The sequence below is a fragment of the Demequina soli genome, assembly GCF_000971195.1.
Taxonomy (GTDB): domain Bacteria; phylum Actinomycetota; class Actinomycetes; order Actinomycetales; family Demequinaceae; genus Demequina; species Demequina soli.
In genome coordinates this window covers 57,872-84,735 of the sequence record NZ_BBLZ01000004.1, presented here as the reverse complement: position 1 = coordinate 84,735, position 26,864 = coordinate 57,872, and the positions used below count along the sequence as shown (strand labels likewise).

24 protein-coding genes are annotated in these 26,864 nt (G+C 72.9%); 8 read left to right on the top strand and 16 right to left on the bottom strand.

Annotated features, from left to right (window positions below):
• Positions 1–118: 118 nt before the first annotated feature.
• Both treY and treZ read left to right on the top strand, forming a co-directional pair.
• A complete protein-coding gene (gene treY, locus AOM04_RS09440) occupies positions 119–2,575 on the top strand; it encodes a malto-oligosyltrehalose synthase (protein WP_369401362.1) in 2,457 nt (818 codons plus the stop codon).
• The gene (gene treZ / locus AOM04_RS09435; RefSeq protein ID WP_082104557.1) at positions 2,572–4,335 is read left to right on the top strand and encodes a malto-oligosyltrehalose trehalohydrolase; all 1,764 of its coding nucleotides are present in this window, start codon (positions 2,572–2,574) and stop codon (positions 4,333–4,335) included. The genes treY and treZ overlap by 4 nt, the downstream gene beginning before the upstream one ends.
• Positions 4,336–4,426: 91 nt before the next feature.
• On the opposite strand, the gene AOM04_RS09430 is transcribed toward treZ, so the two are convergent.
• A complete protein-coding gene (locus AOM04_RS09430; protein ID WP_062464542.1) occupies positions 4,427–5,815 on the bottom strand; it encodes an HNH endonuclease in 1,389 nt (462 codons plus the stop codon).
• 249 nt (positions 5,816–6,064) lie between these two features.
• On the opposite strand from AOM04_RS09430, the gene AOM04_RS09425 reads away from it, so the two are divergent.
• On the top strand, positions 6,065–6,358 hold the full coding sequence (locus AOM04_RS09425) for a hypothetical protein (RefSeq protein WP_156160683.1): 294 nt from the start codon (positions 6,065–6,067) through the stop codon (positions 6,356–6,358).
• A 183-nt stretch (positions 6,359–6,541) separates the two neighbouring features.
• Here the strand turns inward: AOM04_RS09425 and AOM04_RS09420 are convergent, their stop codons facing one another.
• The 4 genes from AOM04_RS09420 to gnd all read right to left on the bottom strand — a co-directional run bounded on the left by AOM04_RS09420 (position 6,542) and on the right by gnd (position 9,971).
• A complete protein-coding gene (locus AOM04_RS09420; protein WP_062464540.1) occupies positions 6,542–7,159 on the bottom strand; it encodes a dihydrofolate reductase family protein in 618 nt (205 codons plus the stop codon).
• 12 nt (positions 7,160–7,171) lie between these two features.
• On the bottom strand, positions 7,172–7,354 hold the full coding sequence (locus AOM04_RS09415; RefSeq protein ID WP_062464539.1) for a hypothetical protein: 183 nt from the start codon (positions 7,352–7,354) through the stop codon (positions 7,172–7,174).
• A gap of 100 nt (positions 7,355–7,454) precedes the next feature.
• The gene (zapE, locus tag AOM04_RS09410) at positions 7,455–8,453 is read right to left on the bottom strand and encodes a cell division protein ZapE (protein ID WP_062464538.1); all 999 of its coding nucleotides are present in this window, start codon (positions 8,451–8,453) and stop codon (positions 7,455–7,457) included.
• Positions 8,454–8,534: 81 nt separating this feature from the next.
• On the bottom strand, positions 8,535–9,971 hold the full coding sequence (gene gnd, locus AOM04_RS09405) for an NADP-dependent phosphogluconate dehydrogenase (protein WP_062464537.1): 1,437 nt from the start codon (positions 9,969–9,971) through the stop codon (positions 8,535–8,537).
• 98 nt (positions 9,972–10,069) lie between these two features.
• Here gnd and AOM04_RS09400 point away from each other — a divergent pair, with 98 nt between their 5' ends.
• Both AOM04_RS09400 and AOM04_RS09395 read left to right on the top strand, forming a co-directional pair.
• Entirely contained in the window at positions 10,070–10,624 is a 555-nt protein-coding gene (locus tag AOM04_RS09400; RefSeq protein ID WP_062464536.1) for a DUF3000 domain-containing protein, read from the top strand.
• Positions 10,621–11,871, top strand: coding sequence for an HRDC domain-containing protein (locus AOM04_RS09395; RefSeq protein ID WP_062464535.1), 1,251 nt, complete (start codon positions 10,621–10,623; stop codon positions 11,869–11,871). Before AOM04_RS09400 ends, AOM04_RS09395 begins: the two co-directional genes overlap by 4 nt.
• Here AOM04_RS09395 and dxs read toward each other — a convergent pair whose 3' ends face one another.
• The 4 genes from dxs to AOM04_RS09375 form a co-directional block, all read right to left on the bottom strand.
• Positions 11,872–13,734, bottom strand: a complete 1,863-nt coding sequence (dxs, locus tag AOM04_RS09390; protein ID WP_062464534.1) for a 1-deoxy-D-xylulose-5-phosphate synthase — start codon at positions 13,732–13,734, stop codon at positions 11,872–11,874. It lies immediately after the preceding gene.
• 156 nt (positions 13,735–13,890) lie between these two features.
• The gene (gene acnA / locus AOM04_RS09385) at positions 13,891–16,686 is read right to left on the bottom strand and encodes an aconitate hydratase AcnA (protein WP_062464533.1); all 2,796 of its coding nucleotides are present in this window, start codon (positions 16,684–16,686) and stop codon (positions 13,891–13,893) included.
• A gap of 92 nt (positions 16,687–16,778) precedes the next feature.
• Positions 16,779–17,969, bottom strand: a complete 1,191-nt coding sequence (locus tag AOM04_RS09380) for a class I SAM-dependent RNA methyltransferase (protein WP_062464532.1) — start codon at positions 17,967–17,969, stop codon at positions 16,779–16,781.
• The gene (locus AOM04_RS09375) at positions 17,962–19,890 is read right to left on the bottom strand and encodes an APC family permease (RefSeq protein ID WP_169816432.1); all 1,929 of its coding nucleotides are present in this window, start codon (positions 19,888–19,890) and stop codon (positions 17,962–17,964) included. The genes AOM04_RS09380 and AOM04_RS09375 overlap by 8 nt, the downstream gene beginning before the upstream one ends.
• A 41-nt stretch (positions 19,891–19,931) precedes the next feature.
• Here AOM04_RS09375 and AOM04_RS09370 point away from each other — a divergent pair, with 41 nt between their 5' ends.
• Both AOM04_RS09370 and AOM04_RS09365 read left to right on the top strand, forming a co-directional pair.
• Positions 19,932–20,597 (top strand): potassium channel family protein, encoded by a 666-nt coding sequence (locus tag AOM04_RS09370; protein WP_062464867.1) that lies wholly within the window; start codon positions 19,932–19,934, stop codon positions 20,595–20,597.
• A complete protein-coding gene (locus tag AOM04_RS09365; RefSeq protein ID WP_062464530.1) occupies positions 20,594–21,280 on the top strand; it encodes a potassium channel family protein in 687 nt (228 codons plus the stop codon). Before AOM04_RS09370 ends, AOM04_RS09365 begins: the two co-directional genes overlap by 4 nt.
• Here the strand turns inward: AOM04_RS09365 and AOM04_RS09360 are convergent.
• The 5 genes from AOM04_RS09360 to AOM04_RS09340 form a co-directional block, all read right to left on the bottom strand.
• Positions 21,198–21,887, bottom strand: a complete 690-nt coding sequence (locus tag AOM04_RS09360) for a DUF3159 domain-containing protein (RefSeq protein ID WP_062464529.1) — start codon at positions 21,885–21,887, stop codon at positions 21,198–21,200. The two genes, AOM04_RS09365 and AOM04_RS09360, sit on opposite strands and share 83 nt — an antisense overlap.
• Positions 21,884–22,168: an OB-fold nucleic acid binding domain-containing protein gene (locus tag AOM04_RS09355; RefSeq protein WP_062464528.1), complete on the bottom strand. Its 285-nt coding sequence runs from the start codon at positions 22,166–22,168 to the stop codon at positions 21,884–21,886. The genes AOM04_RS09360 and AOM04_RS09355 overlap by 4 nt, the downstream gene beginning before the upstream one ends.
• The gene (gene dut, locus AOM04_RS09350; RefSeq protein WP_062464866.1) at positions 22,165–22,626 is read right to left on the bottom strand and encodes a dUTP diphosphatase; all 462 of its coding nucleotides are present in this window, start codon (positions 22,624–22,626) and stop codon (positions 22,165–22,167) included. The genes AOM04_RS09355 and dut overlap by 4 nt, the downstream gene beginning before the upstream one ends.
• Positions 22,627–22,628: 2 nt before the next feature.
• Complete coding sequence (locus AOM04_RS09345) at positions 22,629–22,928, bottom strand: DUF4193 domain-containing protein (RefSeq protein WP_062464527.1); 300 nt, start codon at positions 22,926–22,928, stop codon at positions 22,629–22,631.
• 148 nt (positions 22,929–23,076) lie between these two features.
• A complete protein-coding gene (locus AOM04_RS09340; protein WP_062464526.1) occupies positions 23,077–23,883 on the bottom strand; it encodes an inositol monophosphatase family protein in 807 nt (268 codons plus the stop codon).
• 159 nt (positions 23,884–24,042) lie between these two features.
• Between AOM04_RS09340 and sepH the strand changes: the two genes are divergently transcribed.
• Positions 24,043–25,095 (top strand): septation protein SepH, encoded by a 1,053-nt coding sequence (gene sepH / locus AOM04_RS09335; protein ID WP_062464525.1) that lies wholly within the window; start codon positions 24,043–24,045, stop codon positions 25,093–25,095.
• 18 nt (positions 25,096–25,113) lie between these two features.
• Here the strand turns inward: sepH and AOM04_RS09330 are convergent, their stop codons facing one another.
• Both AOM04_RS09330 and AOM04_RS09325 read right to left on the bottom strand, forming a co-directional pair.
• On the bottom strand, positions 25,114–26,280 hold the full coding sequence (locus AOM04_RS09330; protein WP_062464524.1) for an alkaline phosphatase family protein: 1,167 nt from the start codon (positions 26,278–26,280) through the stop codon (positions 25,114–25,116).
• Positions 26,277–26,852, bottom strand: coding sequence for a DUF5998 family protein (locus AOM04_RS09325; RefSeq protein ID WP_062464523.1), 576 nt, complete (start codon positions 26,850–26,852; stop codon positions 26,277–26,279). The genes AOM04_RS09330 and AOM04_RS09325 overlap by 4 nt, the downstream gene beginning before the upstream one ends.
• Between the last annotated feature and the right edge of the window lie 12 nt (positions 26,853–26,864).

Below are 26,864 nucleotides of genomic sequence, written 5' to 3'. Positions count from 1 at the left end.
CTCGGGGCGTGTCTGCCATGATGGTCACACTTCGAGGAGGCTGATTCGGTCCATGTCAGACGCCACGCAGGAACGCACGAGGAGCACGAAGCGGCTGGGGCACCGGCCGGATGCGCCGGTGCCGGTCTCCACGTACCGGCTCCAGCTGAGCGAGGACTTCACCTTCGCCGACGCCGCCGCCCGCCTCGACTACTTCTCCGCGCTGGGCGTCGCGCACCTGTACCTCTCCCCCATCCTCACCGCCGCGCCCGGCTCGACGCACTTCTACGACGTGGTCGACCACTCGCGGATCGCGGAGGTGCTCGGCGGCGAGCGGGGCCTGCGCGACCTGTCCTGGCAGGCCGGCGAGCGCGGCATCGGGCTCATCGCGGACGTGGTGCCCAACCACATGGCGGTGCCCACCCCCGCCTTCCACAACCGGGCGCTGTGGTCCGTGCTCGAGGAGGGCCACGAGTCGCCCTTCGCGCACTGGTTCGACGTCGACTGGGGCTCGGGCGAGCCGGTGCTCATGCCGGTGCTGGGCCAGCGCATCGGCACCGTCCTCGCGGCCGGCGAGCTGAGCATCGACCACATGGTGGTGCCCGGGCTCGAGGACCGGGGCGAGGTGCCGGTGCTGCGCTACTGGGACCACGTGTTCCCCATCCGCCCCGGCACGGAGAGCCTGCCGCTCGCGAGCCTGGTCGAGCAGCAGCACTACCGCCTCGCCTATTGGCGGGTCGCGAACGAGGAGCTCAACTACCGGCGGTTCTTCGACGTCGGCTCGCTCGTGGCGGTGCGCGTCGAGGACCAGGACGTCTTCGACGCGACCCACGAGCGCATCGTCTCCCTGGTCAAGGACGGCACCCTCGACGGGCTGCGCATCGACCACCCCGACGGCCTCGCCGACCCGGCCGGCTACATCTCCCGCCTGTCCGAGGCGACCGACGGCGCGTGGATCGTGGTGGAGAAGATCCTCGAGGACGAGGAGCGGCTTCCCACCACCTGGAAGACGGCGGGCACGACCGGCTACGACGCGTCGTGGCGTGTGGGCGCGCTGCTGCGGGACCCCGCGGGCGCGGCCCCGCTCGCCGGCACGCTCCACCGGGTGACGGGCGACGCGATGGGCGAGCTGCCCGCGATGATCGACGCGGCCAAGTGGGAGATCGTGCGCGAGTCGCTGTCGAGCGAGGTCCACCGGCTCGCGACCATCGCGCACACCATCTGCATCACCGACGTGCGGCTGCGCGACCACACGTGGCGCGCGCTCTACGACTGCCTGCGCACCCTGCTCGTCACGTTCGACCGGTACCGCGCCTACGTGGTCGAGGGCGAGCAGCCGCGCCCGAGCTCGATCGAGACCATCGACCACGCCGCCGAGCGTGCCCGACGGGTGCTGGACCCGGAGCGCTTCGAGACGCTCGAGGTGGTCGTGGACCTCCTCAAGGGCGCCGAGGTCGGCTCCGCGGGCCGCACCGCGGACGCCAACCGGCGCGAGCTCATCACCCGCTTCCAGCAGGCGTGCGGCGCGGTCATGGCCAAGGGCGTCGAGGACACCGCGTACTACCGGTGGACCCACCTGCTGCCGCTGTGCGAGGTCGGCTCCCCCGCCGGACGCTTCGCGATGCCCCCGGCCGCGTTCCACGCGTGGGCGCACGAGCAGCAGCAGCTCTATCCCCACGCGATGACCTGCCTCTCAACCCACGACACCAAGCGCTCCGAGGACGTGCGGGCGCGGCTGGGAGTGCTGTCCGAGGCGGCGGACCAGTGGGACGACCTGGTGCAGCAGCTGCGCGCGAGCACGTCCGAGCTGCGGCCCGCCGAGCTCGACGGCCGCACTGAGAACCTCTGGTGGCAGACCCTGGTCGGCACCTCCGACGAGGACGGCGTCATGGAGTGGGACCGCCTCGAGGGCTACCTGGTCAAGGCGATGCGCGAGGCCAAGTCGCACACCACGTGGACCTCCATCAACGAGTCGTACGAGTCGCAGGTGCTGTGGTTCGCGCAGGCCACGCACGCCGATCCGGCGGTCCGCGAGGCCGTCGAGGGCTGGAACCGGCTCACGGCGACCGGCGTCCGCGCGAGCGTCCTGGGCCAGAAGCTCCTCCAGCTCACGATGCCCGGCGTCCCCGACGTCTACCAGGGCACCGAGACGCTCGCGCCGAGCCTCGTCGACCCCGACAACCGCCGTCCCGTCGACTTCGACCTGCGCGCCGACATGCTCCAGCGGGCCCTCACCGGCGCCAAGCCGCGCGGGCTGGCCGAGGAGAAGATGCTCGTCACCGCGTCCGCGCTGCGCATCCGCCGCGCCCACCCGGCCGCCTTCATCGGCGACGATGCGGGGTACGTGCCCCTCGCATCGTCCTCCGGCCACGCGGTGGTCTTCGCGCGCACGGTCGGCGAGGCTCCCGTGACGGTCACCGTCGCGACGCGCGCCGCGCTCGAGCTCGAGCGCCTGGGCGGCTGGGCGGAGCACACGGTCCAGCTGCCCGAGGGACGCTGGCGCGACGTGATCGGCCGGCACACCGTCACGGGCGGCTCGGTGCCGCTCGCGCAGCTGCTGCGGTCCCACCCGGTGGCGCTCCTGGAGCGTGCGTGAGCGCCCCCGTGCGGGTCTGGGCGCCCGCCGCGTCGCGCGTCGAGTGCAGGATCGGCCCGGCCGATGCGCCGGTCACCGCGGCCATGCGCCCCACCGACGACGGGTGGTGGGAGGGCCCGCGGCTGCCCGCGCGCACCGACTACGCGTTCGTGGTGGATGGCAACGGACCCTTCCCCGACCCGCGCAGCGCGTGGCAGCCGCAGGGCGTGCACGGGCCGTCGCGGACGTTCGACGCGTCCTCGTACGCATGGTCGGACGGCTCCTGGGCGGGCATCGACGCGCGCGGGGCGGTCCACTACGAGCTCCACGTGGGCACGTTCACGCCTGGGGGGACGCTCGACGCGATCGACGGGCACCAGCTGCGGGACCTCGCGGCCCGCGGGGTGGAGATGATCGAGCTCATGCCCCTCGCGGCCTTCCCCGGCTCGCGGGGCTGGGGCTACGACGGGACGTCGCTGTACTCCGTGCACGCGGCGTACGGGGGCCCGGAGGCGCTCCAGCGGTTCGTGGACCGGGCGCACCGGCACGGCCTCGGCGTGTGCCTCGACATGGTCTACAACCATCTGGGTCCCGACGGGAACTACCTCGCCCAGTTCGGGCCGTACTTCACGGATGCCCACGAGACGCCGTGGGGATGGGCGGTCAACCTCGACCAGCCGGGCGCCGCCGGCATGCGCGCGTTCATCATCGACAACGCGGTGCGCTGGTTCCGCGACTTCCACATCGACGCGCTGCGGCTCGACGCCGTCCACGCCCTCGTCGACGACTCGCCGCGGCATCTGCTCGCGGAGCTGTCCGACGCGGTCGCCGGGCTCGCCTCCTCCCTGGGGCGGCCGCTGTCGCTCACGGCGGAGTCGGACCTCAACGACGTCACGATGGTGACCCCCACCTCGGCCGGGGGGCTCGGGATGACCGCCCAATGGGCCGACGACGTCCACCACGCCCTCCACGCGTACCTCACGGGCGAGCGCCACGGCTACTACGGCGACTTCGGCTCGATCGAAGTGCTCGACAAGGTGTACCGCGAGGTGTTCCTGCACGACGGCTCGTTCTCGACCTTCCGCGGGCGCGCGTGGGGGGCTCCGGTGCCGCCCTCGGTGGATCGCCGGCGGTTCGTCGTGTTCGCCTCGAACCACGACCAGGTGGGCAACCGCGCGATCGGCGACCGGCCTGCGTCGCGTCTGTCCCCCGGCGCGCAGGCGGCCTCGCTGGCGCTCGTGCTGCTGTCGCCCTTCACGCCGATGCTGTTCATGGGCGAGGAGTACGGCGAGACCCGGCCGTTCATGTTCTTCACCGATCACGACGAGCCGCTTGGCTCGGCCGTGTCCGAAGGCCGCATGAGCGAGTTCGCGGGGCACGGCTGGGAGGAGCTCTACGGGGGCGCGGTCTCGGTCCCCGACCCCCAGGACCGCCAGACGTTCCTGCGTTCGAAGCTCGGCTCGGGCGTCGCCGCGTCCTCGGAGGCGCATCGCCGGCTCGAGGAGTGGGTCGCGTCCGTGATGGCGGCGCGACCCCGCACGCTCGCCGACGGGGCGTGGGCCGCCCATCCCGCCGGCGCGTCCGAGGCGGCGCCTCGCCAGCTCACGATGCACGGGCCCGTGGCGGTGCATGCCAACCTGTCCACGGCACCCATGGCGGTGCCGCTCACGGGGGACGTCGTCGGGGTCTTCGGCAACGTCGCGGTCGAGGGCGCCAACGGCTCGCGCGGGACACTCATGCTCGCACCCGATGCGGTGGCGCTGGTGGCCGTCGACGGCTGATCCTGCCGTGTCCGCGCCGGTGTGACGGCGGCCGGGCGTGCCGGTGCGGCGCCTCCGGTGTGGCCGGGTTGGCGCCGTGGGGGCGGGGCGATCACAGGGGGACATGGAGCGCGGCCTTCCCGCCTTGTCGTGGCGTGCGTTCGGGGTCGACGGATGCGGGAGGGATGAACCACACCTCGGTCGCGGTGGCCTTGACCTGCCAGCCATCGTCATGGATCCGGTGGTGGCACGTCACACAGAGGAGCACTCCGTTGGACAGGTCGGTCGGGCCGAGGTCCCTGGCCCACCAGTCGATGTGGTGGGCGTTGCACCACGCGACGGGGCGGTGGCAGAAGGCGCAGCCGCCGTCGCGTTCGGCCAACGCATGGCGTTGCCCCGGGGTGAACGAGCGCACGGCGTAGCCCACATCCAGCGGCTGGGACCTCGAGCCCAGCACGATAGGCAGCAGCTTGGCATCTACCGCCAGGCGGCGCAGCGCTCCGCCCGACAGGGGCGTGCTGATCGCGTCGCACTCGCCCAGGCCCAGCCCCTTCTTGAGGTCCTCGTAGCCGATACGGATCACCACCTCGGTCGACACGCCCGAGCCGGGCTGGTCGCACCGCATGCCGTGGCGGGCCAGCTCGACGAGGGCATCGACGCGGAGCCGTCCGGCCTCGCCCGGTTCGGCCTTGCCCAGCCTCATCTCCTGCCGGGTGCGGAGGCCGGCCCTGACCTGCGCGTCGAGGTAGGTCGCGATCACGGCCGCGGACTCGGGGTCGAGCTTTCCGTAGAGGGTCGTCATCCCGTCCGCACCCTCGCTGAGGCTCAGGAAGCGTGCGTCGCGCCGACGCTTCTCGGCCTCCTTGGTCTTGCCAGCGTCCCACAGGGCGACGACCTGCTCGCAGACCTTCTTCAGGTCCGCCAACGACAGCCGGATCGCGCGGGCCACGATGCGTCTCTCGATACCGTCGTCGCCGCCGTCGATGCGGTCCAACGTGCGACGCAGCAGGGCCGCCTTCGCCGCCGAGATCTCCCCGGACTCGAAGGCCGCCGCCACATGCCGATAGCGCGGCGCACGCCCCCGCGCCTTTCCATCGGACCCGCCCTCGCCCGAACCGCCCGCGCCGGAGTTGGTGTCGCCGCCGCCCTCGGGGTCGTCCGACCCCTCGTCCTCACCCTCACCTTCGCCGAAGAGGCCGCCGGAGTGGATGAGGTCGTTGGCCTGCGCCGAGGACCCGCCGGTGGACTTGGCCACCATCGACTGCGCGTTCGCGTGCCCCTGCCGCCTTGCGAGCCCTCCGCCCTTGGCGTGGTCCTCGTCCGAGCGTCGCTTGACCTCGGCCGCGACGATCGCCGCGAGGACCTCCACCAGCCGCATCAACTTGGCCACCGCGTCCTGCAACGCGACCAGCTCGGCGCCAGTGAGGCTCACGACCAGGCGCGACTCGTACCCACGCAGCGCCGCCAGCGCCTGCGTGATCCGAGTCAAGGAGATCGTCATGAGACCAGTCAAACAGAGGGGTCTGACACTCACTCCGAGGCATCATCCCTGGTATGTGGATAAGTCGGCATGGCTACCAGCCTGTGGACATCAGCGCCATGAGGGTCGACCGGCGTACGGGCACAGAGAAGCTCCCTTCACCGTCACCGTGGCACGCGCACCCGCCGCGCCCAGGGCGTCCGGTGGGCGGTGCTCGTCTCAGCGTGCCGACGCTCTGATGATTTGTCGGGCCGTGGAATGCTCGTGACCATGGAGAACGTCACCCGCCGCGTCGCCGCGCGCGCGGTGCAGGACTTCGATTCGGCAGCGCCGGAGGTAATCGCGCGGCTCGGCTTGCTCAACCCGCCACTGCAGGTCGATCTTGAGCGGGTTCACGCCGCAGTGCTCATCACCGCCAACGGGCGCATGGATTGGCTAGAGGACGCGATGTCACTCGCACTGCTGGATTGGCGCGACCTGTGCGTCGGCGCGGGGCTCGCAGGCGCCGACTACGCGCGGCGCCTCGATGACATTCTCGGCCGCCCGAACCAAGCGCGAGACTGAGGTCGCTTCACGAGTGTGCATTGACGAATTGCTCCCTTGGACACCCCGTCGCACCAGGATCCGGCGGGGGTGCGCCGCCCCGACCCCGCGCCCACGAGGTCGATGCACGCACACCCGCCGACCCCGCGCACGTCCACGTCCACGTCCACGTCCACGTCCGGCGCCGCCGACAAGCCGGACCCCCTACCCCATCACCCCGGCCCCGGGCCGCTCGCCGGTGGGCCCGTAGCGCAGCGCGACCACGCCCCGCTCCCCCGTCTCGGCAGGCGACAGCAGCCGCAGCCGCTCCGGGTGCGCACCGTCGGGGAACACCTTCCTGCCCTGCCCCAGCACCACGGGATGCATCCAGAGGTTGAGCACGTCGAACAGATCGTGCGCGAGCAGCGTCTGCACCAGGCCGATGCTCCCGATCACATGCACGTCCTCGTGCCGCTCGCGCAGGGCGCCGACCTCCGCCACGAGGTCGCTCCCGAGCAACGAGGACCCCTCCCACGACAGCTCCAGCGGCCCACGCGACGCCACATACTTGGGCACCTCCGCGAACCTCCGCCCGATCGGGCCGGGAGGCCCGTCGAGATGGAACGGCCAATAGGCGGCGAAGATGTCGTAGGTGCGCCGCCCGAGCAGCAGCGCATCCATCTCGAGGATCCCCGCGAGCACGCGCTCGCCCACCAGCGGATCCTGGAGCGGCGCCTGCCATCCCCCGAACTCGAACCCGCTCGACGGGTCCTCCTCGGGCGCCCCCGGCGCCTGCGCGACGCCGTCGAGCGTCGTGAACAGGTCGATGCTGATGCGTCCCATGACCCACGCCCCTCAGGTCGCGTTGAGGAACTGGAACAGGTCGTAGATGAGGAACGCCGGCCACACCAGCGCCTGCAGCAGCGCCCCGACGTGCTCCCAGAACCCGTCCGCCTGCTGCCAGAACCACACCGCCGAGCCGACCATCGCCAGGAAGTACCCGCCGCCGCCGGCCGCGGCCCCCGTGCTGCTCGCCATCGCACACCCCCAAGAAGAGACGCCCGTTCCGGTCTACCAGCAGTCGGGCGGCGGCGCGAGCGCGGGGACGATGCGGCGGCCGGGACGATGCGGCGCGCGCCTACACGGGGCGTGCGTGAGCGATCGCGGCGTGGGACATTGCCGCGAGGCGCGACAGCGCGCGCAGGTACTTCTTGCGGTAGCCGCCGCGCATCATCTCGGGGGTGAAGATCTCGGTGAGCGGCACCCCCGCGGCGGCGACGGCCGCGTCGCGGTCGTACAGGCGGTCCACGAGCGCGACCACGCGCAGCGCCTGGTTCTGGTCGTCGAGCGGCGCGACGTCGGTGATCGCGAGGGCGCCGACCCCGTCGACGTACGCGCCGTAGCGCGAGGGGTGGACCTGCGTGAGGTCGGCCAGCAGCGCGGGCCACGAGGCCAGCGCCCCACGCGCACCGGCCGCGATGGCGGCGACCGCGGCGTCCGAGGCGGGCGGCGGGAAGTCCAGGTCGCCGCGGTGACGGTAGTCGGGACCGTCGATCCGGACCGTGTCGAACACGCGCGCGACCGCCTGGATCTCACGCTGGAAGTCGTCGGCGGCGAACCGCCCCTCGCCGAGCGCATCGGGCAGCGTGTTCGAGGTCGCGGCGACGCACACGCCCGCGTCGGTGAGCTCGCGCATGAGCCGCGCCATGATGAGGGTGTCGCCCGGGTCGTCCAGCTCGAACTCGTCGATGCACACCACGGCGAACTGCGACAGCGCCTCGCGCGCGGCGATGAACCCCAGCGCCCCGACCAGGTTGGTGTACTCGACGAACGTGCCGAAGACCGCCTTGTCGGGCCCGAGCGCGTGCGCGAGCGACGCCAGCAGGTGGGTCTTGCCGACGCCGAACCCTCCGTCGAGGTAGAGCCCGACGCCAGCGCCCTTGCGGGACCGGAACCGCTTGAGGTGCGGCGACGCGAAGGCGCGCACCGCGGCCAGGGCCGCGGCCTGTGACGGGTGCATGGGGTCAGGTCGGTAGGTCTCGAAGGAGGCCTGGCCGAAGTGCGGCGGCGGCACGAGCCCGGCGATGAGGTCCTCGGGGGCGACCACGGGCCTGCGCCCGACCAGCTCGATGCTCACGGCGCCCAGGCTATCGGCCCGAGGAACGCGCGAGGCGCGCCGGGGATCCCCGGCGCGCCTCGCATCGTCCCGTCCGAATGATCAGGCGGAGATCTCGGTGCGGTCGCCCGACCACTGGGTGTGGAAGGTGCCCTCGCGGTCGGTGCGCTTGTACGTGTGCGCGCCGAAGAAGTCGCGCTGGCCCTGGATCAGGGCGGCGGGCAGGCGCTCCGCGCGCAGCGAGTCGTAGTACGACAGCGACGAGCCGAACGCCGGGGCCGGCACGCCGGTCAGCGCCGCCTGCGCGACGACGCGGCGCCACGCGCCCACGCCGCCGGCGACCGCGTCCGCGAAGTACGGGTCGACGAGCAGGGTCGGCAGGTCGGCGTCACGCGAGAACGCCTCGGTGATGCGGTCGAGGAAGCGGGCGCGGATGATGCAGCCGGCGCGCCAGATCTTCGCCATGTCGCCGAGCGTGATGTCCCAGCCGAACTCCTCCGAGGCCGCGCGGATCTGGTCGAAGCCCTGCGCGTACGCGACCACCTTCGAGGCGTACAGCGCGAGGCGCACGTCCTCGATGAAGCCCTCGCGGTTGTTGATGTGGAAGTCGCCGGTCGACGCGGTGAGCACGTCGCGCGCCGCGGCGCGCTGCGCCACCTGCGACGAGATGGCCCGCGCGAACGTGGCCTCCGCGATGCCCGTGACGGGCACGCCGAGGTCCAGCGCGGACTTCACGGTCCAGCGGCCCGTGCCCTTCTGGCCCGCCTCGTCCTTGATGACGTCGACGAGCGCCTTGCCGGTGATCGCGTCCTTCTGACGCAGCACCTCGGCGGTGATCTCGATGAGGAAGGACTCCAGGTCGCCCTGGTTCCACTCGGCGAAGATGTCGGCGATCTCGGCGGGCTCGAGCTCAAGGCCCGTGCGGAGCAGGTCGTACGCCTCGCCGATGAGCTGCATGTCGGCGTACTCGATGCCGTTGTGGACCATCTTGACGAAGTGGCCGGCGCCGTCGGGGCCGATGTGCACGCAGCACGGCGTGCCGTCCTCCGCCTTCGCGGCGATCTTCTCGAGGATCGGGCCGAGCGTCACGTACGACTCGGCGGGGCCGCCGGGCATGATCGACGGGCCGAGGAGCGCGCCCTCCTCACCACCGGACACGCCGGAGCCCACGAAGTGGAGGCCCTTCGCGGCGAGGTCCTTCTCGCGGCGCATGGTGTCGGTGTACAGCGCGTTGCCCGCGTCGACGATGATGTCGCCGGTCTCGAGCAGCCCGGTGAGCTGGTCGATGACCGCGTCGGTCGGGCCGCCGGCCTGGACCATGATGACGACGGTGCGGGGCTTCTGCAGCGAGGCGACGAAGTCCTCGAGCGACTCGGAGCCGATGAACGTGCCCTCGTCGCCGTGCTCGGCGATCAGGGAGTGCATCTTCTCCGCGGAACGGTTGTGCACCGCGACCGTGAAGCCGTTGCGTGCGAAGTTACGAGCCAGGTTGCGGCCCATGACCGCGAGTCCGGTCACACCGATCTGAGCGAGCGCCATCGTCCATTCCTTCGTGTCGGGGATACCTGGGTCAGCCTAGACGCTCACGCAAAGCGTGGCGTACGCGGTCCCACCAGGCACGGGCTTAGGCTCCGCATATGGCCAGCGACCTCGAATCCGCACCCGCGGACTTCCGCGAGGCGCTCCTGTCGCTGCGCGACGCCCCCACCCACCCGGCGGTCCGCCTCACCGAGGTCCCGGCCCCCCATCGCATCGCGCCGTACGCGGCCGCGATCAACGGGGAGGTCGAGGGCGAGGAGGCGTCGGGCCGGTTCGTCATCCTGCACGACCCGGACGGCCAGGACGCCTGGGAGGGGACGATGCGCATCGTCGCCCTCGTCAAGGCGACGGCCGATCCCGAGGTCGGCCGCGACGACATGTGGGGCGACGTCGCGTGGTCCTGGCTGTCGGACTCCCTCGCGCACGCACCTCACCGCGCGCGTGGCGGTACCGTGACCAAGGTGACCTCGACATCGTTCGGCGAGATGGCCGACCGACCTGACGAGGTCAGCATCGAGCTCCGGGCGTCGTGGACGCCCACCACGACCGATCTGGCCCCGCACATCGCGGCGTGGACGGATCTATTGGCGGCCTGCGCCGGCGTCCCCCCGACGCCCCGAGCGGTGCGCACGACGCCGGGAAGGACCCTGTGACCGACAACGCGGCCCCGTCCACCAAGGACGATGCGCCCGCCCCCATCCCGCTGACCGAGCCGGAGGGCGGCGTCCCGCCGATCATCGACACCCCCGAGGCGCTCGCCGCCGCATGCGAGGCCTTCGCCGCCGGCACCGGCCCGGTCGCGGCCGACGCCGAGCGGGCGTCGGGCTTCCGTTACGGCCAGGGCACCTACCTCGCGCAGTTCAAGCGCGAGGGCGCGGGGATCGCGCTCATCGACACGGCGGCGCTGCCCGACCTGTCGAGCTTCGGCGAGGCGCTCGGCGACGCGGAGTGGATCTTCCACGCCGCGAGCCAGGACCTGCCGGGCATGCGGGAGCTGGGCATGAGCCCCGCGAAGGTGTTCGACACCGAGCTGGGCGCACGCCTGCTCGGCTGGCCGCGCGTGGGTCTCGCCGCGGTGGTCGAGCGCGAGCTCGGCTTCGCGCTCGCGAAGGAGCACTCGGCGCAGGACTGGTCGACGCGACCGCTCCCCCACGACTGGCTGGTGTACGCCGCGCTCGACGTCGAGGTGCTCCTCGACCTCCGCGAGCGCCTTGCCGGCCACCTCGTGGCGGCCGGCAAGCTGGAGTGGGCCGAGCAGGAGTTCGAGGCGGTCCGCCTCGCTCCCCCGCCGGAGCCCCGCGAGGAGCCGTGGCGCCGCACGTCCGGGTCGCACATGGTCCGCGACCAGCGCGGCCTCGCGATCGTGCGCTCCCTGTGGGAGGCGCGCGACAAGGAGGCGCGCCGCCGCGACATCTCCCCCGGCCGCGTGCTGCGCGACCAGGCGATCGTGGCCGCCGCGCAGGCCAGGCCCGCGTCGCTCGACGCCCTGCTGGGCGTCCGCGAGTTCCAGTCCAAGGGCACCAAGCGCCGCGCTCCGCAGTGGTACAAGGCCATCGAGGAGGCCATGACGCTGCCCGAGAAGCAGCTGCCGGCCCGCCGTGCGCCCCAGGGCGACGGCCCGCCGCAGCAGCGCGTGTGGAAGGACAAGCGTCCGGAGGCGTTCGCGCGGCTGGGCGCCGCGCGCGACCGGATCGCGACCCTGGTCGAGCGGCACGAGGTGCCCGCCGAGAACCTCCTGCAGCCCGACGCCATGCGTCGCGCCTGCTGGGAGTACGCCGGCGGCGGCGAGGCGTGGATCCGCGACTTCCTCGCGAGCCGGGGTGCCCGCGCGTGGCAGCTCGACGTGGTCGCGCCCGAGCTGGCGACGGCGTTCACCGAGGCGGAGGCCCCGACCGAGTAGCTAGTCCTTCTCGAGCCGCTCCAGGGTGTCCGTCGCGATCGCCGAGGGGTCGAGGCCCAGCTCCCCGATCAGCTGCGCGCGCGACGCGTGCTGGAGGAACTCGCGCGGGATGCCGTGGTGGGCCCAGTCCGCGCCGATCCCCGCGAGCCGCGCGTAGGCGGCCCACTCCTGGCCGATGCCCGCGTCGGTGAGGCCGTCCTCGACGGTCACCACCAGCTCGGCGTCGGCGATCAGCTCGCGCAGGCCCTCGGGCACCGGGTGGACCCAGGTGGCGGTGGCGGCGAGCGCGTCGATGCCGTCGGCGGCGATCTTCTCGGCCGCGTCGATCGCGGTGGAGGCCATCGACCCGAGCCCCACCACGACGACCCGCGGGGCGTCCCCGTGCTCGGCGAGCACGTCGAGGCCGCCGACGGACCGGATCGCCGGGATCGGGTCGGACACCGCGCCCTTCGGGTAGCGCACCACGGTCGGCGCGTCGTCGACGTCGATCGCGTCGCGGAACGCCTGGCGCAGCGTCGCCTCGTCGCGCGGCGCCGCGAGGCGCAGGCCCGGCACGTGCCGCAGCAGCGCCATGTCCCACATGCCGTTGTGGCTGGGGCCGTCGTCGCCGGTGAGGCCCGCGCGGTCGAGCATGAACGTCACGCCCGCCCGGTGCAGCGCCACGTCCATGAGCACCTGGTCGAACGCGCGGTTGAGGAACGTCGCGTAGACGGCGACCACCGGGTGCAGGCCCGCGTACGCGAGGCCCGCGGCGCTCGTGACGGCGTGCTGCTCCGCGATGCCGACGTCGATGACCCGCTCGGGGTACGCGTCGGCGAACGGCTGCAGGCCCACGGGCGCCAGCATCGCGGCGGTGATCGCGACCAGGTCGGGCCGCTCCTCGGCGGCGGCGACGATCTCGTCGGCGAACACGGCCGTCCAGCCGAACCGCGACGGCTCGATGGGCAGACCCGTCTCGGGGTGGATCTTGCCCACCGCGTGGAACCGGTCGGCGGCGTCCTGCTCGGCCGGCGAGTAGCCGCGGCCCTTCTCGGTCAGGACGTGGACGATGACGGGGCCGGCGAAGTCGTGGGCGCGCTTGAGCGCGTGCTCGACCTGGCGCAGGTCGTGCCCGTCGATGGGGCCGATGTACTTGAGGCCGAGGTCGGAGAAGACGCCATCCTCCGTGAGCAGGCCCTTGAGCGCCCGCTTGCCGTGCATGACGCTCTGGTAGGTCCAGCCGCGCAGGCGCCCCCGGCCCTGGAACGTGCGCTTGCCCCAGCCGAGGAACTCCTCGTAGCGGCGGTCGGTGCGGATGGTGTCGAGCTTGCGCGCGAGCCCGCCGATGGTCGGCGCGTACGAGCGGCCGTTGTCGTTGATGACCACCACGACGCGGTCGTGCGAGGCGCCCAGCGAGTTGAGGGCCTCCCAAGCCATGCCGCCGGTGAGGGCGCCGTCGCCGATCACGGCGATCGTGGTGCGCTCCGTCTCGCCGCGCAGCGTGTGCCCTCGCGCGATGCCCGCCGCCCACGACAGCGCCGTCGAGGCGTGCGAGTTCTCGACGATGTCGTGGACGCTCTCCTGGCGGTCCGGGTACCCGGACAGCCCGCCGCGGCGCCGCAGCGTCGAGAAGTCCTGGCGCCCCGTCAGCAGCTTGTGCACGTACGACTGGTGGCCGGTGTCGAACACGATCGAGTCGTGCGGCGAGTGGAACACGCGGTGGATGCCGAGGGTCAGCTCCACCACGCCCAGGTTGGGGCCCAGGTGGCCGCCCGTGCGCGACACGTTGTCGACCAGGAAGTCGCGGATCTCCGCGGCGAGCTCCCCCAGCTCCTCGTAGGTCAGCCCGCGAAGATCCCGCGGCGACCCGATGCGCTCCAGCACCCGTGCACTCCTTACTGCTGTTGACGTTCCACTGTACGGCCTTCGGGTCACGACGCCCGGCGAGCGTGGTCCCCCACCCCACCCGCCGCATCGTCCACCCGAAAGCCAGCGACCCCGCCCGGCGAGCGCCGGACGGGGCCACGCGGCCGGGTGCCGCTACGAGACGAGCGACCGCAGCACGTACTGCAGGATGCCGCCGTTGCGGAAGTAGTCCGCCTCGCCGGGGGTGTCGATGCGGACCACCGCGTCGAACTCGACGACCGTGCCGTCGGCCTTGGTGGCCTTGACCGGCAGCGACCTCGGGTGCTCGCCCGCGGAGAACGCGGCGACGCCCGTGATGTCGAACGTCTCGGTGCCGTCGAGGCCGAGGTCCGCGGCGGAGGAGCCCGCCGGGAACTGCAGCGGCAGCACGCCCATGCCGATGAGGTTCGAGCGGTGGATGCGCTCGAAGCTCTCGGTGATGACCGCGCGCACGCCGAGCAGCGAGGTGCCCTTGGCCGCCCAGTCGCGCGACGAGCCGGTGCCGTACTCCTTGCCCGCGAGCACCACGAGCGGCACGCCGGCCGCCTGGTACGCGACGGACGCGTCGTAGATGGTGGTCTGCTCGCCGGTGAGGTGGTCGAGCGTGAAGCCGCCCTCGACGCCGTCGAGGAGCAGGTTCTTCAGGCGGATGTTCGCGAACGTGCCGCGGATCATGACCTCGTGGTTGCCGCGGCGCGAGCCGTAGCTGTTGAAGTCCTTGCGGTCCACGCCGTGCTCCGCGAGGTACAGGCCCGCGGGGCTGTCCGCCTTGATCGAGCCGGCCGGCGAGATGTGGTCGGTGGTGACCGAGTCGCCGAGCAGCGCGAGCACGCGCGCGCCGGTGATGTCCTCGACGGGCTCCGGCTCGACGCCCATGCCCTCGAAGTACGGGGGCTTGCGCACGTAGGTGGAGTCGTCGGCCCACTCGAACGTGGCGCCGGCGGGCGTCGGCAGGTTCTGCCAGCGCGCGTCGCCCGCGAACACGTCCGCGTAGTCGTCCTCGAACATCTCCTGCGTGATGGACGACCCGACGATGGCCTCGACCTCGGCCGGGTCCGGCCAGATGTCCTTGAGGAACACGGCGTTGCCCTCGGAGTCCGTGCCGAGCGGCTCGTTCTCGAAGTCGTGGTCCATGGTGCCGGCGAGCGCGTACGCGATGACCAGCGGCGGCGACGCGAGGTAGTTCATCTTCACGTCGGGGTTGATGCGGCCTTCGAAGTTGCGGTTGCCGGACAGCACCGAGACGACCGCGAGGTCGTTGGCGTTGACGACGTCCGAGACCTCCTGCGGCAGCGGGCCCGAGTTGCCGATGCACGTGGTGCAGCCGTAGCCCACCAGGTGGAAGCCGAGCGCCTCGAGGTCGGGCCACAGGCCGGCCTTCTCGTAGTAGTCGGTGACCACCTGCGAGCCGGGCGCCATCGAGGTCTTGACCCACGGCTTGGACGTCAGGCCCTTCTCGTTGGCGTTGCGCGCGAGGAGCGCCGCGGCGAGCATGACCGACGGGTTCGACGTGTTGGTGCACGACGTGATCGACGCGATCACGACGGCGCCGTGGTCGAGCGCGGTCTCCGTGCCGTCCGCGAGCGTCACGGGCACGTGCTTGTGCGGGCGCGCCTTCGTGACGGTGGACGATGCGTGGGCCGGCTCGGGCGCGTCGCCCGCGTGGGCCTCGGCAGCGATCGGGTCGGACGCCGGGAAGGTCTCCTCGACCGACTCGTCGAGGCCGTGCAGGTCCTCGTGCTGCGCGTAGTCGAGGATCGAGCGGCCGAACGCCTCCTTGGCGGCCGTGAGCTCGATGCGGTCCTGCGGGCGCTTCGGCCCGGCGATGGACGGCACCACGGTCGACAGGTCGAGCTCGAGGTACTCCGAGTAGGCGGCCTCGCGCGACGGGTCGTGCCAGAGGCCCTGCTCCTTGCAGTACGCCTCGACGAGCGCGACCTGGTCGGCAGAGCGGCCGGTGAGGCGCAGGTAGTCGATCGTGACCGAGTCGATCGGGAAGATCGCGGCGGTCGAGCCGAATTCGGGGCTCATGTTGCCGATGGTCGCACGGTTGGCGAGCGGCACCTGGCCGACGCCCTCGCCGTAGAACTCGACGAACTTGCCGACCACGCCCTGCTGGCGCAGCATCTGCGTGATGGTGAGCACCACGTCGGTCGCGGTCGCGCCGGCCGGGATCGCGCCGGTGAGCTTGAAGCCGACGACCTTGGGGATGAGCATCGACACGGGCTGGCCGAGCATCGCGGCCTCGGCCTCGATGCCGCCGACGCCCCAGCCGAGCACGCCCAGGCCGTTGATCATCGTCGTGTGCGAGTCGGTGCCGACGCACGAGTCCGGGTACGCCTGCGTGGCGCCGTCCTTCTCGCGCGTCATGACGCCGCGCGCCAGGTACTCGAGGTTGACCTGGTGGACGATGCCGGTGCCCGGGGGCACCACCTTGAAGTTGTCGAACGCCGTCTGGCCCCAGCGCAGGAACTGGTAGCGCTCGCGGTTGCGCTGGTACTCGAGGTCGGTGTTGCGCTCGAGCGCGTCGCCGCGGCCGAAGATGTCGATGACGACCGAGTGGTCGATGACCAGCTCGGCGGGCGCGAGCGGGTTGATGACGCTCGGGTCGCCGCCGAGCTCGCTCACCGCCTCGCGCATCGTCGCGAGGTCCACCACGCACGGCACGCCCGTGAAGTCCTGCATGACCACGCGCGCCGGCGTGAACTGGATCTCGGTGTCGGGCTCCGCGGTGGGCTCCCACGCGGCGAGCGCGCGCACGTGATCGGCGGTGATGTTCGCGCCGTCCTCGGTGCGCAGGAGCGCCTCGGCCAGGATCTTCAGCGAGTACGGGAGGGCGTCCAGCCCAGGGACCGCGTCGAGTCGGAAGATCTCGTACTGCTGCGCACCAACCTGCAGCGTCGACTTGGATCCAAGGGTGTTCGCGCTCATGCGTCTCCTCCGCGAGGTTCGGGGTCTCCCAGCACTGGGTCTGGCCACATCCTATCGGGCGCCCCCGACCTGGAAATCACGCCCGTCGGGGGTCATCGCACGAACGTCGCGACGGTCTCCACGTGGTGCGTCATCGGGAACAGATCGAAGCCCTGCGCCTCCTCGAGACGGTACCCGTGATGCGCGAGCAACGCGGTGTCGCGCGCGAGCGCGACCGGGTCGCACGCGACGTACACGAGCCGGGCGGCGCCCGTCGCGGCGAGCGCGTCGACGGTCTTGCCGCCCGCGCCGGAGCGCGGCGGGTCGAGGACGATCGCGTCCGCGGTCGCGCCCGCCTCGAGGAACGCGCGCGTGTCGCCGTGGACGATGCGCACCCCGGGCAGGTCGTGCACATTGCGGCGGGCGTCGCGCGAGGCGCGGGCGTCGGCCTCGACCGACGTGACGCGGCGGCCGCTCGCCGCCAGGGGCACGGTGAAGAGGCCGGCGCCGGCGTACAGGTCGAGCACGTCCTCGGCATCGCCGACGCGCGTCAGCACCGCGTCGACCAGCACCTCGGGCGCGTCGACGTGGACCTGCCAGAAGCCCTCGACGTCCACCTGATAGGACAGCTCGCCCAGGGTGGTGCTTACCGACTCCCGCACGCGCCTCGGCGCGTTCTCGCGGTGGTCCGGCCGCCCGGCGCGCCAGGGCACGCCGTCGACCACGAGGCGCGGGCCCACGCCGCCGGGAGCGACGCCCGCGATGTGCGAGCCGGCCGGGAAGCGTGTCGCGAGCAGCAGCTCCTCGAGCGCCGGGGCCGCGATGGGCAGCGCGGTGAGCGGCCGCACCACGCGCGAGCGGTGCAGGTGCATGGCCGCGCGGCCGTCTGGCCCGGCGATCGCGCTCACCCGGGTGCGGTATCCGAGGCCGCCCCGCGCATCGTCCCCGGGCGCGGCGTGGACCTCGCCGGGGAACTCCATGTCGGCGAAGCGCACGAAGGCCTCGCGGAGCACGTCGTGCTTCCAGCGGCGCTGCGCGGGCAGCGCGACGTGCGCGAGCTCGCCGCCGCCCACTCCCCCGGGTCCGGCGTCCGGCCAGACGGACTCGACGCGGTCGGGCGAGGCCGTGAGGATCTCGACGGCGTCCGCCCGCCACAGCCGCGCATCGTCCCCCGCCTCGGTGAGCCGCGCGCGGACCACCTCGCCGGGCAGCGCGTGCCGGACGAAGACGACGCGGCCCTCGTGGCGCGCGACGCAGTGGCCGCCGTGCGCGACGGCGCCGATCTCGAGCTCGATCTCATCCACGGGTCGTGGCCTCCTCGGTGGTGACGTCGCCGTCGACGCGCGGGAGCTCGCGCGTGAACGCGTTGCCGCCCATGGCCTCGAGCGACGACTCGAGGTGCCACGGGACCGCGGCGACGACCACGCGCGGCACGGACAGCAGGCGCGCGCGCAGGCGGTTGGTGGAGCGGTTGTGCAGGAACCGCTCCCACCAGCGGCCCACGATGAACTCCGGCACGTAGATGACGACCATGTCCCGCGGGGACACGCGGTGGATCGAGCGGACGTGCTCGAGCACGGGCCCCACGAGGTCGCGGTACGGCGAGTCGAGGATCACGAGCGGCACGCCGAGCCCCAGCGCGCCCCAGTGGCGCTGCAGGTCGCGCGTGGCCGCGGGGTCGGTCTGGACGGTGACGGCCTCGAGCGAGGAGTGCCGCGCGGCCTTCGCGTAGGCGATCGCGCGCAGCAGGGGGCGGTGCAGCTGGGCGACCAGGACGATGCCGTGGGTCGCGCTGGGCCGGGCCGAGGCGCGGTCGTTGGGCAGGATCTCGAGCTGGCGGCGCACGTTGTCGTAGTGCTTGCGGATGCCGCGCATGAGCACGACGAGCCCCGCGACCAGCACGATGGCGACCCAGGCGCCGGCGGCGAAGTTGAAGATCGCGATGACGAGCCACACGGCCGCGGCGACGATCGCGGCCGCGCCGTGGAGCACGCGGGTGCCCTTCATGCGCAGGCGCTCGCGGCCCGTGGGCTGCAGGGCGATGCGCAGCCCCTGGAGGCGCACCATCGCGACCTGGCTCAGCACGATCGCGGTGAAGGCGCCGATGAGGTACATGTGCACGAGCTGGTCGAGCCGCGCGCCGGTCGCGACGACGATGATCGCCGACGCGCCGGCGACCCACAGCACGCCGCCGCGGAACACCAGCCGCTCGCTCTGCTGGGCCAGCTGACGCGGCAGGTAGGAGTCGCGCGCGAGCAGCGACGTGAGGTTGGAGAAGCGGCGGAACACGGCCGAGGCGGCGGCGTAGAGGATCGCGACCGTCGGGATCGTCACCACCCACAGCACCCAGGAGGCGTCGAAGATGCGCTCGGTCGCCTGCAGCAGCACCGGGCCGGACTTCCACCCCGACACGTGGTACCGCCACACCATGAGCACCACCGCGACGAAGCCGGCTGCGCCGGCGAACACGGCGAGGATGAGGGTGCGGCCGGCGCGACGCCCGCGCGGCGGCGCGTGGTACGGGCCCGAGGACGCGAGGTGCTCGATGCCGGTGAGCATCACGGCACCCGAGGCGATCGCGCCGGCGAACGCGATGACCGACGACCAGGTGGGCTCGGGCGGCGCCGTCGTGAGCGGCGCGACGTCGTCACGCGTGCCGCCGACGAGCAGCACGCCGAAGATCACGACGAGGAAGCCGAACCACACGACCAGCACCACGCGGGCGCGCTCGGCCACGCCGCGCAGGTGCGCGAGCGTCATGATGAGGATCGCGGTCACGGCGATGAGCGTGTGCCGCTGCCCCACCGCGGGCATGGTGAACGCGATGAACTGCGCGATCGCGGACACCGAGACGGCGACGGTGAAGATGTAGTCGACCAGCAGCGAGGCGCCCGTGACGAGCGCCGCCGCGGGGCCGAGCTTGTCGGACACCAGGCCGTAGTCGCCGCGCTCGTCGGGGCGCTTGCGCACGTTCGAGCGGTACGCGAACCCGAGGAGGATCATGATGGCGACGACGCCGCCCGCCATGAGCGGCAGCGTCGACTGGACGCCGCCCTTGCGCAGGGCGTCGACCACCGCGTCGGGCGCGTAGGCGACCGTCGACAGCAGGCTCGCGCCGAACACGGGCAGGGCGAGCCGCGTCTTGAACACCGCCTTCTGCGCGCGGCCCGTCGCGATGGGCCGCCCGAACACCAGCAGTTTCAGGCTCTCGAGAAACCTTCGCACGTCGCACCATCCTAGGCTCACGGGGTATACCGTGGGTGCCCGTGCACATCGTGATCATGGGCTGCGGCCGCACCGGAGCGACGCTGGCGACGGAGTTCGAGGCCCGAGGCCACACGGTCGCGGTGATCGACCAGTCGGGCGACGCGTTCCGCCGGCTCCCCCCGACGTTCGAGGGCCAGCGCATCACCGGCATCGGCTTCGACCGCGACACGCTGGTGTCCGCCGGCGTCGAGGACGCGTACGCGTTCGCCGCGGTGTCCGACGGCGACAACTCGAACATCCTCGCGGCGCGCGTGGTGCGCGAGACGTACGGCATCGACAACGTGGTCGCCCGCATCGCCGACTTCGGGCGCGCCGAGGTGTACCGGCGCCTCGGCATCCCCACCGTCGCGCCCGTCCCGTGGACGGCCGCGCAGATCGTCTCGCGCCTGCTGCCCGGCGTGAGCGACGCGCTCTATCACGACCCCAGCGCGGGCGTCAGCCTGAGCCGCCTGCCCCTCGACGGCGGATGGGTGGGCCGCCGCTACACCGAGCTCGAGCAGCGGGCCGGCGCGCGCGTGGCGTACCTCGTGCGCTTCGGCGAGCCGCTGCTGCCAGATGCCGACACGCTCGTCCAGGAGGGCGACGAGGCGTACTTCACCATGGTCCCGTCCGCGGGAGGCGATCCCGCCCGCGTGACCGGCCGCTCCCCGGAGGTCTCCCGATGAAGGTCATGATCGCCGGTGCCGGCTCCGTCGGGCGCTCGATCGCGCGCGACCTGCTCGAGCACGGCCACGAGGTGCTGCTCGTCGACTCCAACCCCACCGCGATGCGCGTCGCCCAGGTCGCCGACGCCGAGTGGATGCTCGCCGACGTGTGCGAGATGTCCGCGCTGCGCGACGCCCAGGTCGAGACCATGGACGTCGTGGTGGCCGCGACGGGCGACGACAAGGCCAACCTCGTCGTGTCGTTCCTGTGCAAGACCGAGTTCGGCGTTCCCCGCACGGTGGCGCGCGTCAACAATCCCCGCAACGAGTGGATGTACGACGCCCAGTGGGGCGTCGACGTCGCCGTGTCGACGCCGCGCATCATGACCGCGATGGTCGAGGAGGCGGTCGCGATCGGCGACCTCGTGCGCGTGTTCACGTTCCGGCAGTCCGGCGCGTCGATGGTCGAGGTGACGCTTCCCGCCTCGTCACCCGTGGTGGGCGTCCTGCTGCGCGAGATCCAGTGGCCCGTCGACATCGTGCTGTCGTGCATCGTCCGGGGCGACCGCACGATCGCGCCGACGCCGGACGACACCCTCGAGGCTCACGACGAGCTGATGTTCATCGTGTCGTCGGAGGCGGAGCCGAAGTCCCTGGAGCAGGTTCTTCGCCACGGGCCAGCAGCCATACGCCCCACAGCGTGAGCGCGAAGAGCGGCAGGCCCATCGCGAGCTTCGCGGTGCCGAGCACGGCCACCGCTCCCGCGAGGTAGAGCGGCACCTGGACCGCCAGCCGCAGGGCGAACATGCCCGCCAGCACGGCCGAGCCGAGCTGGTAGCGGCGCCGCTCCGCGGGATCGCGGCGCCACGCGGCGCCCTCGCCGCGGATGAGGCCCATCACGATGCCGACCACGGGCCAGCCCACGACCATCGACACGACGATGCCGACGAGGTAGAGCGCGTTGGTCCACAGGCCGAGCACGAAGTAGCCGGACGCGTCGCCCGACCGCCAGGCCCACACGGCGCCGATGACCACGCCGACGGCGCCCGAGAGCGCCTGCGTGACGGGCGTGCGCTGGACGAGCCGGAGCGCCACGACGACGGCCATGACAGCCGCGGCCGCGAGCACGGGGACCTTGAAGCCGCCCCACGCGAGGTACGCGGCGACGAACGCGATGCCCGGCAGGGACGACTCGATGAAGCCCCGCCAGCCGCCGATCGCCTCGTGGAGGTCGAAGGTGTCGCCGCCGAGCAGGCGCACGGCGCGGCTGTCCGCGGCCGGGCTGTCGGCGGCGGGCTGCTCGTCCGTCATGCGGTGGGGACGAGCTCGTAGCGCGGGTTGTAGAGGCGCTTGAGCGCCTCGCTCTCGCACACGCGGCCCTCGAGGTGCAGGCGGGCGCCCGGGACGATGCCGGGGACCTCGCGGCGGCCCATGAAGACGGCGTCGATCCGGCCGGTGCCGTCGTCGAGCCGCACGGTGAACGCCGGCGGGGCGTCGCTGGGCTCGACCTGGATCGCGACGACGCGGCCGGCGACGTGGACGATCTCGCGGGGGGCGACCTCCGCGATCGTGACGACGGGCGTGACGGTCACCGGGCCGCCTCGGTGGTCGCGACGCCGGTGGAGCCGAAGCCCCCCTCGCCACGGTGCGAGCCCGGGAGGGACTCGACGGCGACGAAGTCGGCGATCTCGACCCGCTGGATGACCAGCTGGGCGATGCGGTCGCCCTTGGCGAGCGTCACGGGCTCGTGGGGGTCGGTGTTGAGCAGGGTCACGGCGATCTCGCCGCGGTACCCGGCGTCGACCGTGCCGGGCGCGTTGACGATCGTCACCCCGTGCCGGGCCGCGAGGCCCGAGCGGGGGTGGACGAACGCGGCGTAGCCGGCCGGCAGGGCGATCCTCAGCCCGGTCGGGACGGTCGCCCGCTCCCCCGGCGCCAGGGTGACGTCGATGCGCGTGGTGACGTCCGCGCCCGCGTCCCCCGGGTGGGAGTAGCGCGGGAGCGGCACGTCCGGCTCGGTCGTGCTGACGAGGATCTCGAGGTCGGCCATCGTCAGGCCGCGCACTCCGAGCAGATCGGCTGGTCGTTCTTGAACGTCGCGAGCTGGCTGCGGTGGTGCACCAGGAAGCACGACATGCAGGTGAACTCGTCCTGCTGCGGGGGCAGCACGCGGACCGAGAGCTCCTCGCCCGACAGGTCGGCGCCCGGGAGCTCGAAGCCCTCGGCGGCCTCCGTCTCGTCCTCGTCCACCACGCCGGAGGTCTTGTCCGCGCGACGAGCCTTCAGCTCCTCGATCGAGTCGGCCGAGATCTCGTCGTCGGTCTTGCGCGGCGCGTCGTAATCCGTTGCCATGCGGCTTGCGTCCTTCCTCGATGGTTGCGGCTGTCTAATGCCTCGCGAGGGCGTTTTGTTCCCGCGGGGCCGTCGAATTGTGCACCATCCGCGACAAGAATGCGACTCGTGCGGGACTGCGCGTCCCTCGGGTCGACCCGAGAGGCGTTCAGAAGGGGCGCGCGCCCGCCGCCGCGAGGGCGTCGCGCAGGCTCTCCCACGCCTCGGGCACGGCCGCGATCAGGAGGTCCGTGTCGGGCGCGCCGCCGTCCATGCCGCCGACCCTGAGGCCCGCCTCTGACGCGATGAGCGCCCCCGCCGCGAAGTCCCACGGCTGCAGGCCCTGCTCGTAGTAGGCGTCGACGAGGCCGGCGGCGGCGTGCACCAGGTCCACCGACGCGGAGCCGAGGCGCCGGATGTCGCGCACCTGCGGGAGCAGCCGCGCGACCACCTGTCCCTGGAGCGCGCGGCGCTCGGCGATGTACTGGAAGCCCGTCGCGACGAGCGTGCCGTCGAGCGCCGGACCCGCGGTGCGGCGCAGCGGCTCTCCGTCGCGCCACGCGCCCGCTCCCCTGGCGGCCGTCCACAGCACCCCGGCGCCGTCGTGCACCGCGCCGGCCTCGAGGGTCCACCCGCGCGGCGAGGGCGGGCCGGAGACGGCCGCCACGGACACGGAGTAGAACGGGATGCCGTACAGGTAGTTGACCGTGCCGTCGATCGGGTCCACCACCCACGTGATGCCGGACGTGCCCTCGACGTCGTCCCCCTCCTCCCCCAGGATGCCGTCGTCGGGCCGCAGCTCCGCGAGCCGGTCGCGGATGAGCCGCTCGGCGGCGAGGTCCATCTGCGTGACGATGTCGACCGAGGACGACTTGGTGAGGGCCACGCGCGCGTCGCGCCGCCCGTCGATGATGAGGCGGCCCGCCTCGGTGGCGAGGGTGGAGGCGACGTCCAGCAGTGCGGTCGGCGAGGTCATGCCGCCATCGTAGGAGGGACTCCGCGCGCGTCGCCCGGCCGTCACCGCATCGTCACCCGTCCGTCACCCCGGTGACGCGCCTTCGACGCCGAACCGCGCAATCCGCGTGAACCGGGGTGTCGCGCGTGCGCCGCCTCCCGCGCGTGGCACCCTGATGCCATGACTCGCCTCACCCTCGTAGGTCCCTCCGAGGACGGCCTTCACCTCATCGTGGAGGCCGAGTCGGGCGACCGCTACGAGCTCCCCCTGACCGACGAGCTGCGCCACGCCGTGCGCTACACGCGCCCCGCCCGCGCCGCCGCCGAGGCTCCCGAGGAGTCCGACGCCCCGACCCTGTCCCCGCGCGAGATCCAGCAGCGCATCCGCGCCGGCCTCACGGCGGCCGAGCTCGCGGAGCTCACCGGCATGTCGCTCGGCGCGATCGAGAAGTACGAGGGCCCGGTGGCCGCCGAGCGCTCCTACATCGCGGACCTCGCGCGCGAGACGCGCATCGGCCGCGACCCGAGCGCCCCGCAGCTCGGCGAGCTCGTCACCGACCGCCTCGCCGCCCGCGGCGTGGACCCCGAGTCCGTCGCGTGGGACGCGTGGCGCGAGGCCGACGGCCCGTGGCGCGTGGCCGCCGACTACCAGGTCTCCGGCCGCGGCGTCCGCGCCCTGTGGACGTTCGACCACACCGCGCGGACCGTGACCGCCGAGGACGAGGAGGCCCGCTGGCTCTCCGAGACCGAGCTGCTCGACGTGCCGATCCCCCGCCGCCACCTCAGCGCGGTGCGCGACTCCGAGGCCGACGCGACCATCCCGCTCATCCCCTCGCGCCCCCACGCCCCGGTCACCGAGGCGACCCCGGTGGTGCGGGAGGACGATGCGCCGGTCACCGAGGCGGTCGAGCTGCCCCGTCCGGCGCCCAGCGCCACCGAGCTGCTGCTGAGCGACCTCGACCTGCGCCGTGGCACCCGCGAGTCGATGGCGGAGCCCGAGGAGGACGAGGACGACGACGAGGAGTTCGAGGGCTTCGGTCCCGCGCGCGCCCGTCAGGCCGAGACCGGCTTCGGCACGTCCCGTGCCCGCGAGAGCGAGCCCGAGCCCGCCCCGGCGCCCGTGGTGCAGCCCAAGGCCGACGACACCGGCGAGCGCCGCACCGTCAAGCGCGGCCGCGCGTCGGTGCCCAGCTGGGACGAGATCGTCTTCGGCGCCAAGAACGACCAGGGCTGACGGGACCCTGCCGGAGGCTCAGCCCTCGGCGACCAGCAGCGGGACCTGCAGCTCCTCCGGCGTGAGCGAGCCGTGCACGCCCACGAGCCCGATCGCCTGCGGCGTCTGCGTGCGGGAGTCCACCACGGTAGCGCGCCCGGCCATCGCGACCACGACGTCCCCGATGCGCTCCTCGACGTGGCCGGCGACCGGCCCGAACAGCCCCAGCTCGACGGCCTCGGCGCGCAGCAGCACGGCGGCGTGGTCGCCCAGCACGCCGCGCCACCGGTCGGCGACCGCGGGCGCGAGGGACGCATCGTCCATGTGCAGGTGCACCGCGCGCGGCTCCCCCGCGACGAGGCGCACGTCGCGCGCGAGCTCGGGCGAGGCGCCCAGGTCCCAGCGCGGCGCGCCCGTGACGTCCACCATGCCGTGGTCGGCGGTGACGATCATCACCGCGTGGCGCGGCAGGCGCGCGCGCAGACGCCGCAGCTCCTGGTCCGCGTCCTCGAGCGCGGCGACCCACTCGTCCGACTGCCAGCCGTGCCTGTGCCCGGCGGCGTCGATGTCACCCCAGTAGAGGTAGGTGAGCCCGGGCGTGCGCGCGCGGCGGATCGCCTCGTCGACGCGGTCGGACAGGCGGTCGGCGCCCACGAACTCGCCGCCCGACAGCGCGGCGCGCGTGAGGCCCGACCCCTCGAAGCGGTGCTTGCCGAGGGTCGCGACGGGCACGCCGCGGCCCGCCGCCGCCGCGAGCAGCGAGGGCTCGCGCTGCCACGTCTCGGGGTCGTCGGCGCCCTCCCACGACACGAGGTTCGCGGCCTCGCCGGTGCGTGGGTTGTGCGCCGTGTAGCCGGTCATGCCGGTCGCGCCCGAGGCGCGGCCCGTGCCGAACAGCGCGAGCGACGTCGCGGTGGTCGTGGGGAAGCCCGCGGTGACGATGCCGGACTCGGTCGAGCGCAGGAACGGCGCGTGCCCGCGGCGCGCGTCGAGCTGGTGGTGCCCGAGGCCGTCGAGCAGGACCACCACGGCGTGGTCGGCGTGCGGGATCCCGAGCCGCGCCCGGTCGGCCTCGGCGTCACGGGCGAGGACCGCATCGGCCGCCCCGACGGCCGCGAGGGCGCCGGGGAGCACGGCCCCGAGCTCGAGGCCGCCGTAGTCCGGCAGGGACAGGCCCGCGGCAGCGAGCCGGTCCGCAGGTGTCACCCGCGCGCCCCGATGACGCGCTGCAGCACGGACGAGAAGTCCTGGAGGGCGCGGATGGAGTCCTCGCCGTCCGCGATGAGGCTGACGCGCACCAGGATGTCGTCGGACGTGACGTTGCCGGTGTAGCCGTGGTCGGCCTCGCACTGCTCGTCGCCGCACGACGCGGGCTCGAGGTCGATGCGCGAGTGCACCGAGCCGCCCACCGCGAGCACGAGCTCGCTCGGCAGGTCCCCCTCGGAGAAGCCCTCGGGGTCGTGGACCACGTGCGTCATCGCCGTGTTCCGGATCGCGGACAGCGCGGTGGTCTCCACCGTCGCCGACGCCTCGTGCCCTCCGGACACGCCCGGCACCGCGGGGCCCGCGCCGTCGTCCATGTGCACGCGCAGCAGGCGGGTGTCGGTGATGACCAGCACGGTCATGTGCCGGCGCACCTCGCGGTCGTCGAACGTGGTCTCGGCGTGGACGAAGTGCGCGCGCACGGTCTCGGTGCCGATCGCGGAACGGAGGACGGAGGTGGCGAGCGCCGGGTAGTACCCCGCGATCCGCACCGCCTGGTCGAGGGTCTGAGCCATGCCCGATATTCT

Bases quoted from the DNA above. Each gene is read 5' to 3' on its own strand.
- AOM04_RS09430 (WP_062464542.1), bottom strand. From the start codon at position 5,815: ATGACGATCTCCTTGACTCGGATCACGCAGGCGCTGGCGGCGCTGCGT.
- AOM04_RS09425 (WP_156160683.1), top strand. From the start codon at position 6,065: ATGGAGAACGTCACCCGCCGCGTCGCCGCGCGCGCGGTGCAGGACTTC.
- AOM04_RS09420 (WP_062464540.1), bottom strand. From the start codon at position 7,159: ATGGGACGCATCAGCATCGACCTGTTCACGACGCTCGACGGCGTCGCG.
- AOM04_RS09415 (WP_062464539.1), bottom strand. From the start codon at position 7,354: ATGGCGAGCAGCACGGGGGCCGCGGCCGGCGGCGGCGGGTACTTCCTG.
- gnd (WP_062464537.1), bottom strand. From the start codon at position 9,971: ATGGCGCTCGCTCAGATCGGTGTGACCGGACTCGCGGTCATGGGCCGC.
- AOM04_RS09400 (WP_062464536.1), top strand. From the start codon at position 10,070: ATGGCCAGCGACCTCGAATCCGCACCCGCGGACTTCCGCGAGGCGCTC.
- acnA (WP_062464533.1), bottom strand. From the start codon at position 16,686: ATGAGCGCGAACACCCTTGGATCCAAGTCGACGCTGCAGGTTGGTGCG.
- AOM04_RS09365 (WP_062464530.1), top strand. From the start codon at position 20,594: ATGAAGGTCATGATCGCCGGTGCCGGCTCCGTCGGGCGCTCGATCGCG.
- AOM04_RS09360 (WP_062464529.1), bottom strand. From the start codon at position 21,887: ATGACGGACGAGCAGCCCGCCGCCGACAGCCCGGCCGCGGACAGCCGC.
- dut (WP_062464866.1), bottom strand. From the start codon at position 22,626: ATGGCCGACCTCGAGATCCTCGTCAGCACGACCGAGCCGGACGTGCCG.
- AOM04_RS09345 (WP_062464527.1), bottom strand. From the start codon at position 22,928: ATGGCAACGGATTACGACGCGCCGCGCAAGACCGACGACGAGATCTCG.
- AOM04_RS09340 (WP_062464526.1), bottom strand. From the start codon at position 23,883: ATGACCTCGCCGACCGCACTGCTGGACGTCGCCTCCACCCTCGCCACC.
- sepH (WP_062464525.1), top strand. From the start codon at position 24,043: ATGACTCGCCTCACCCTCGTAGGTCCCTCCGAGGACGGCCTTCACCTC.
- AOM04_RS09325 (WP_062464523.1), bottom strand. From the start codon at position 26,852: ATGGCTCAGACCCTCGACCAGGCGGTGCGGATCGCGGGGTACTACCCG.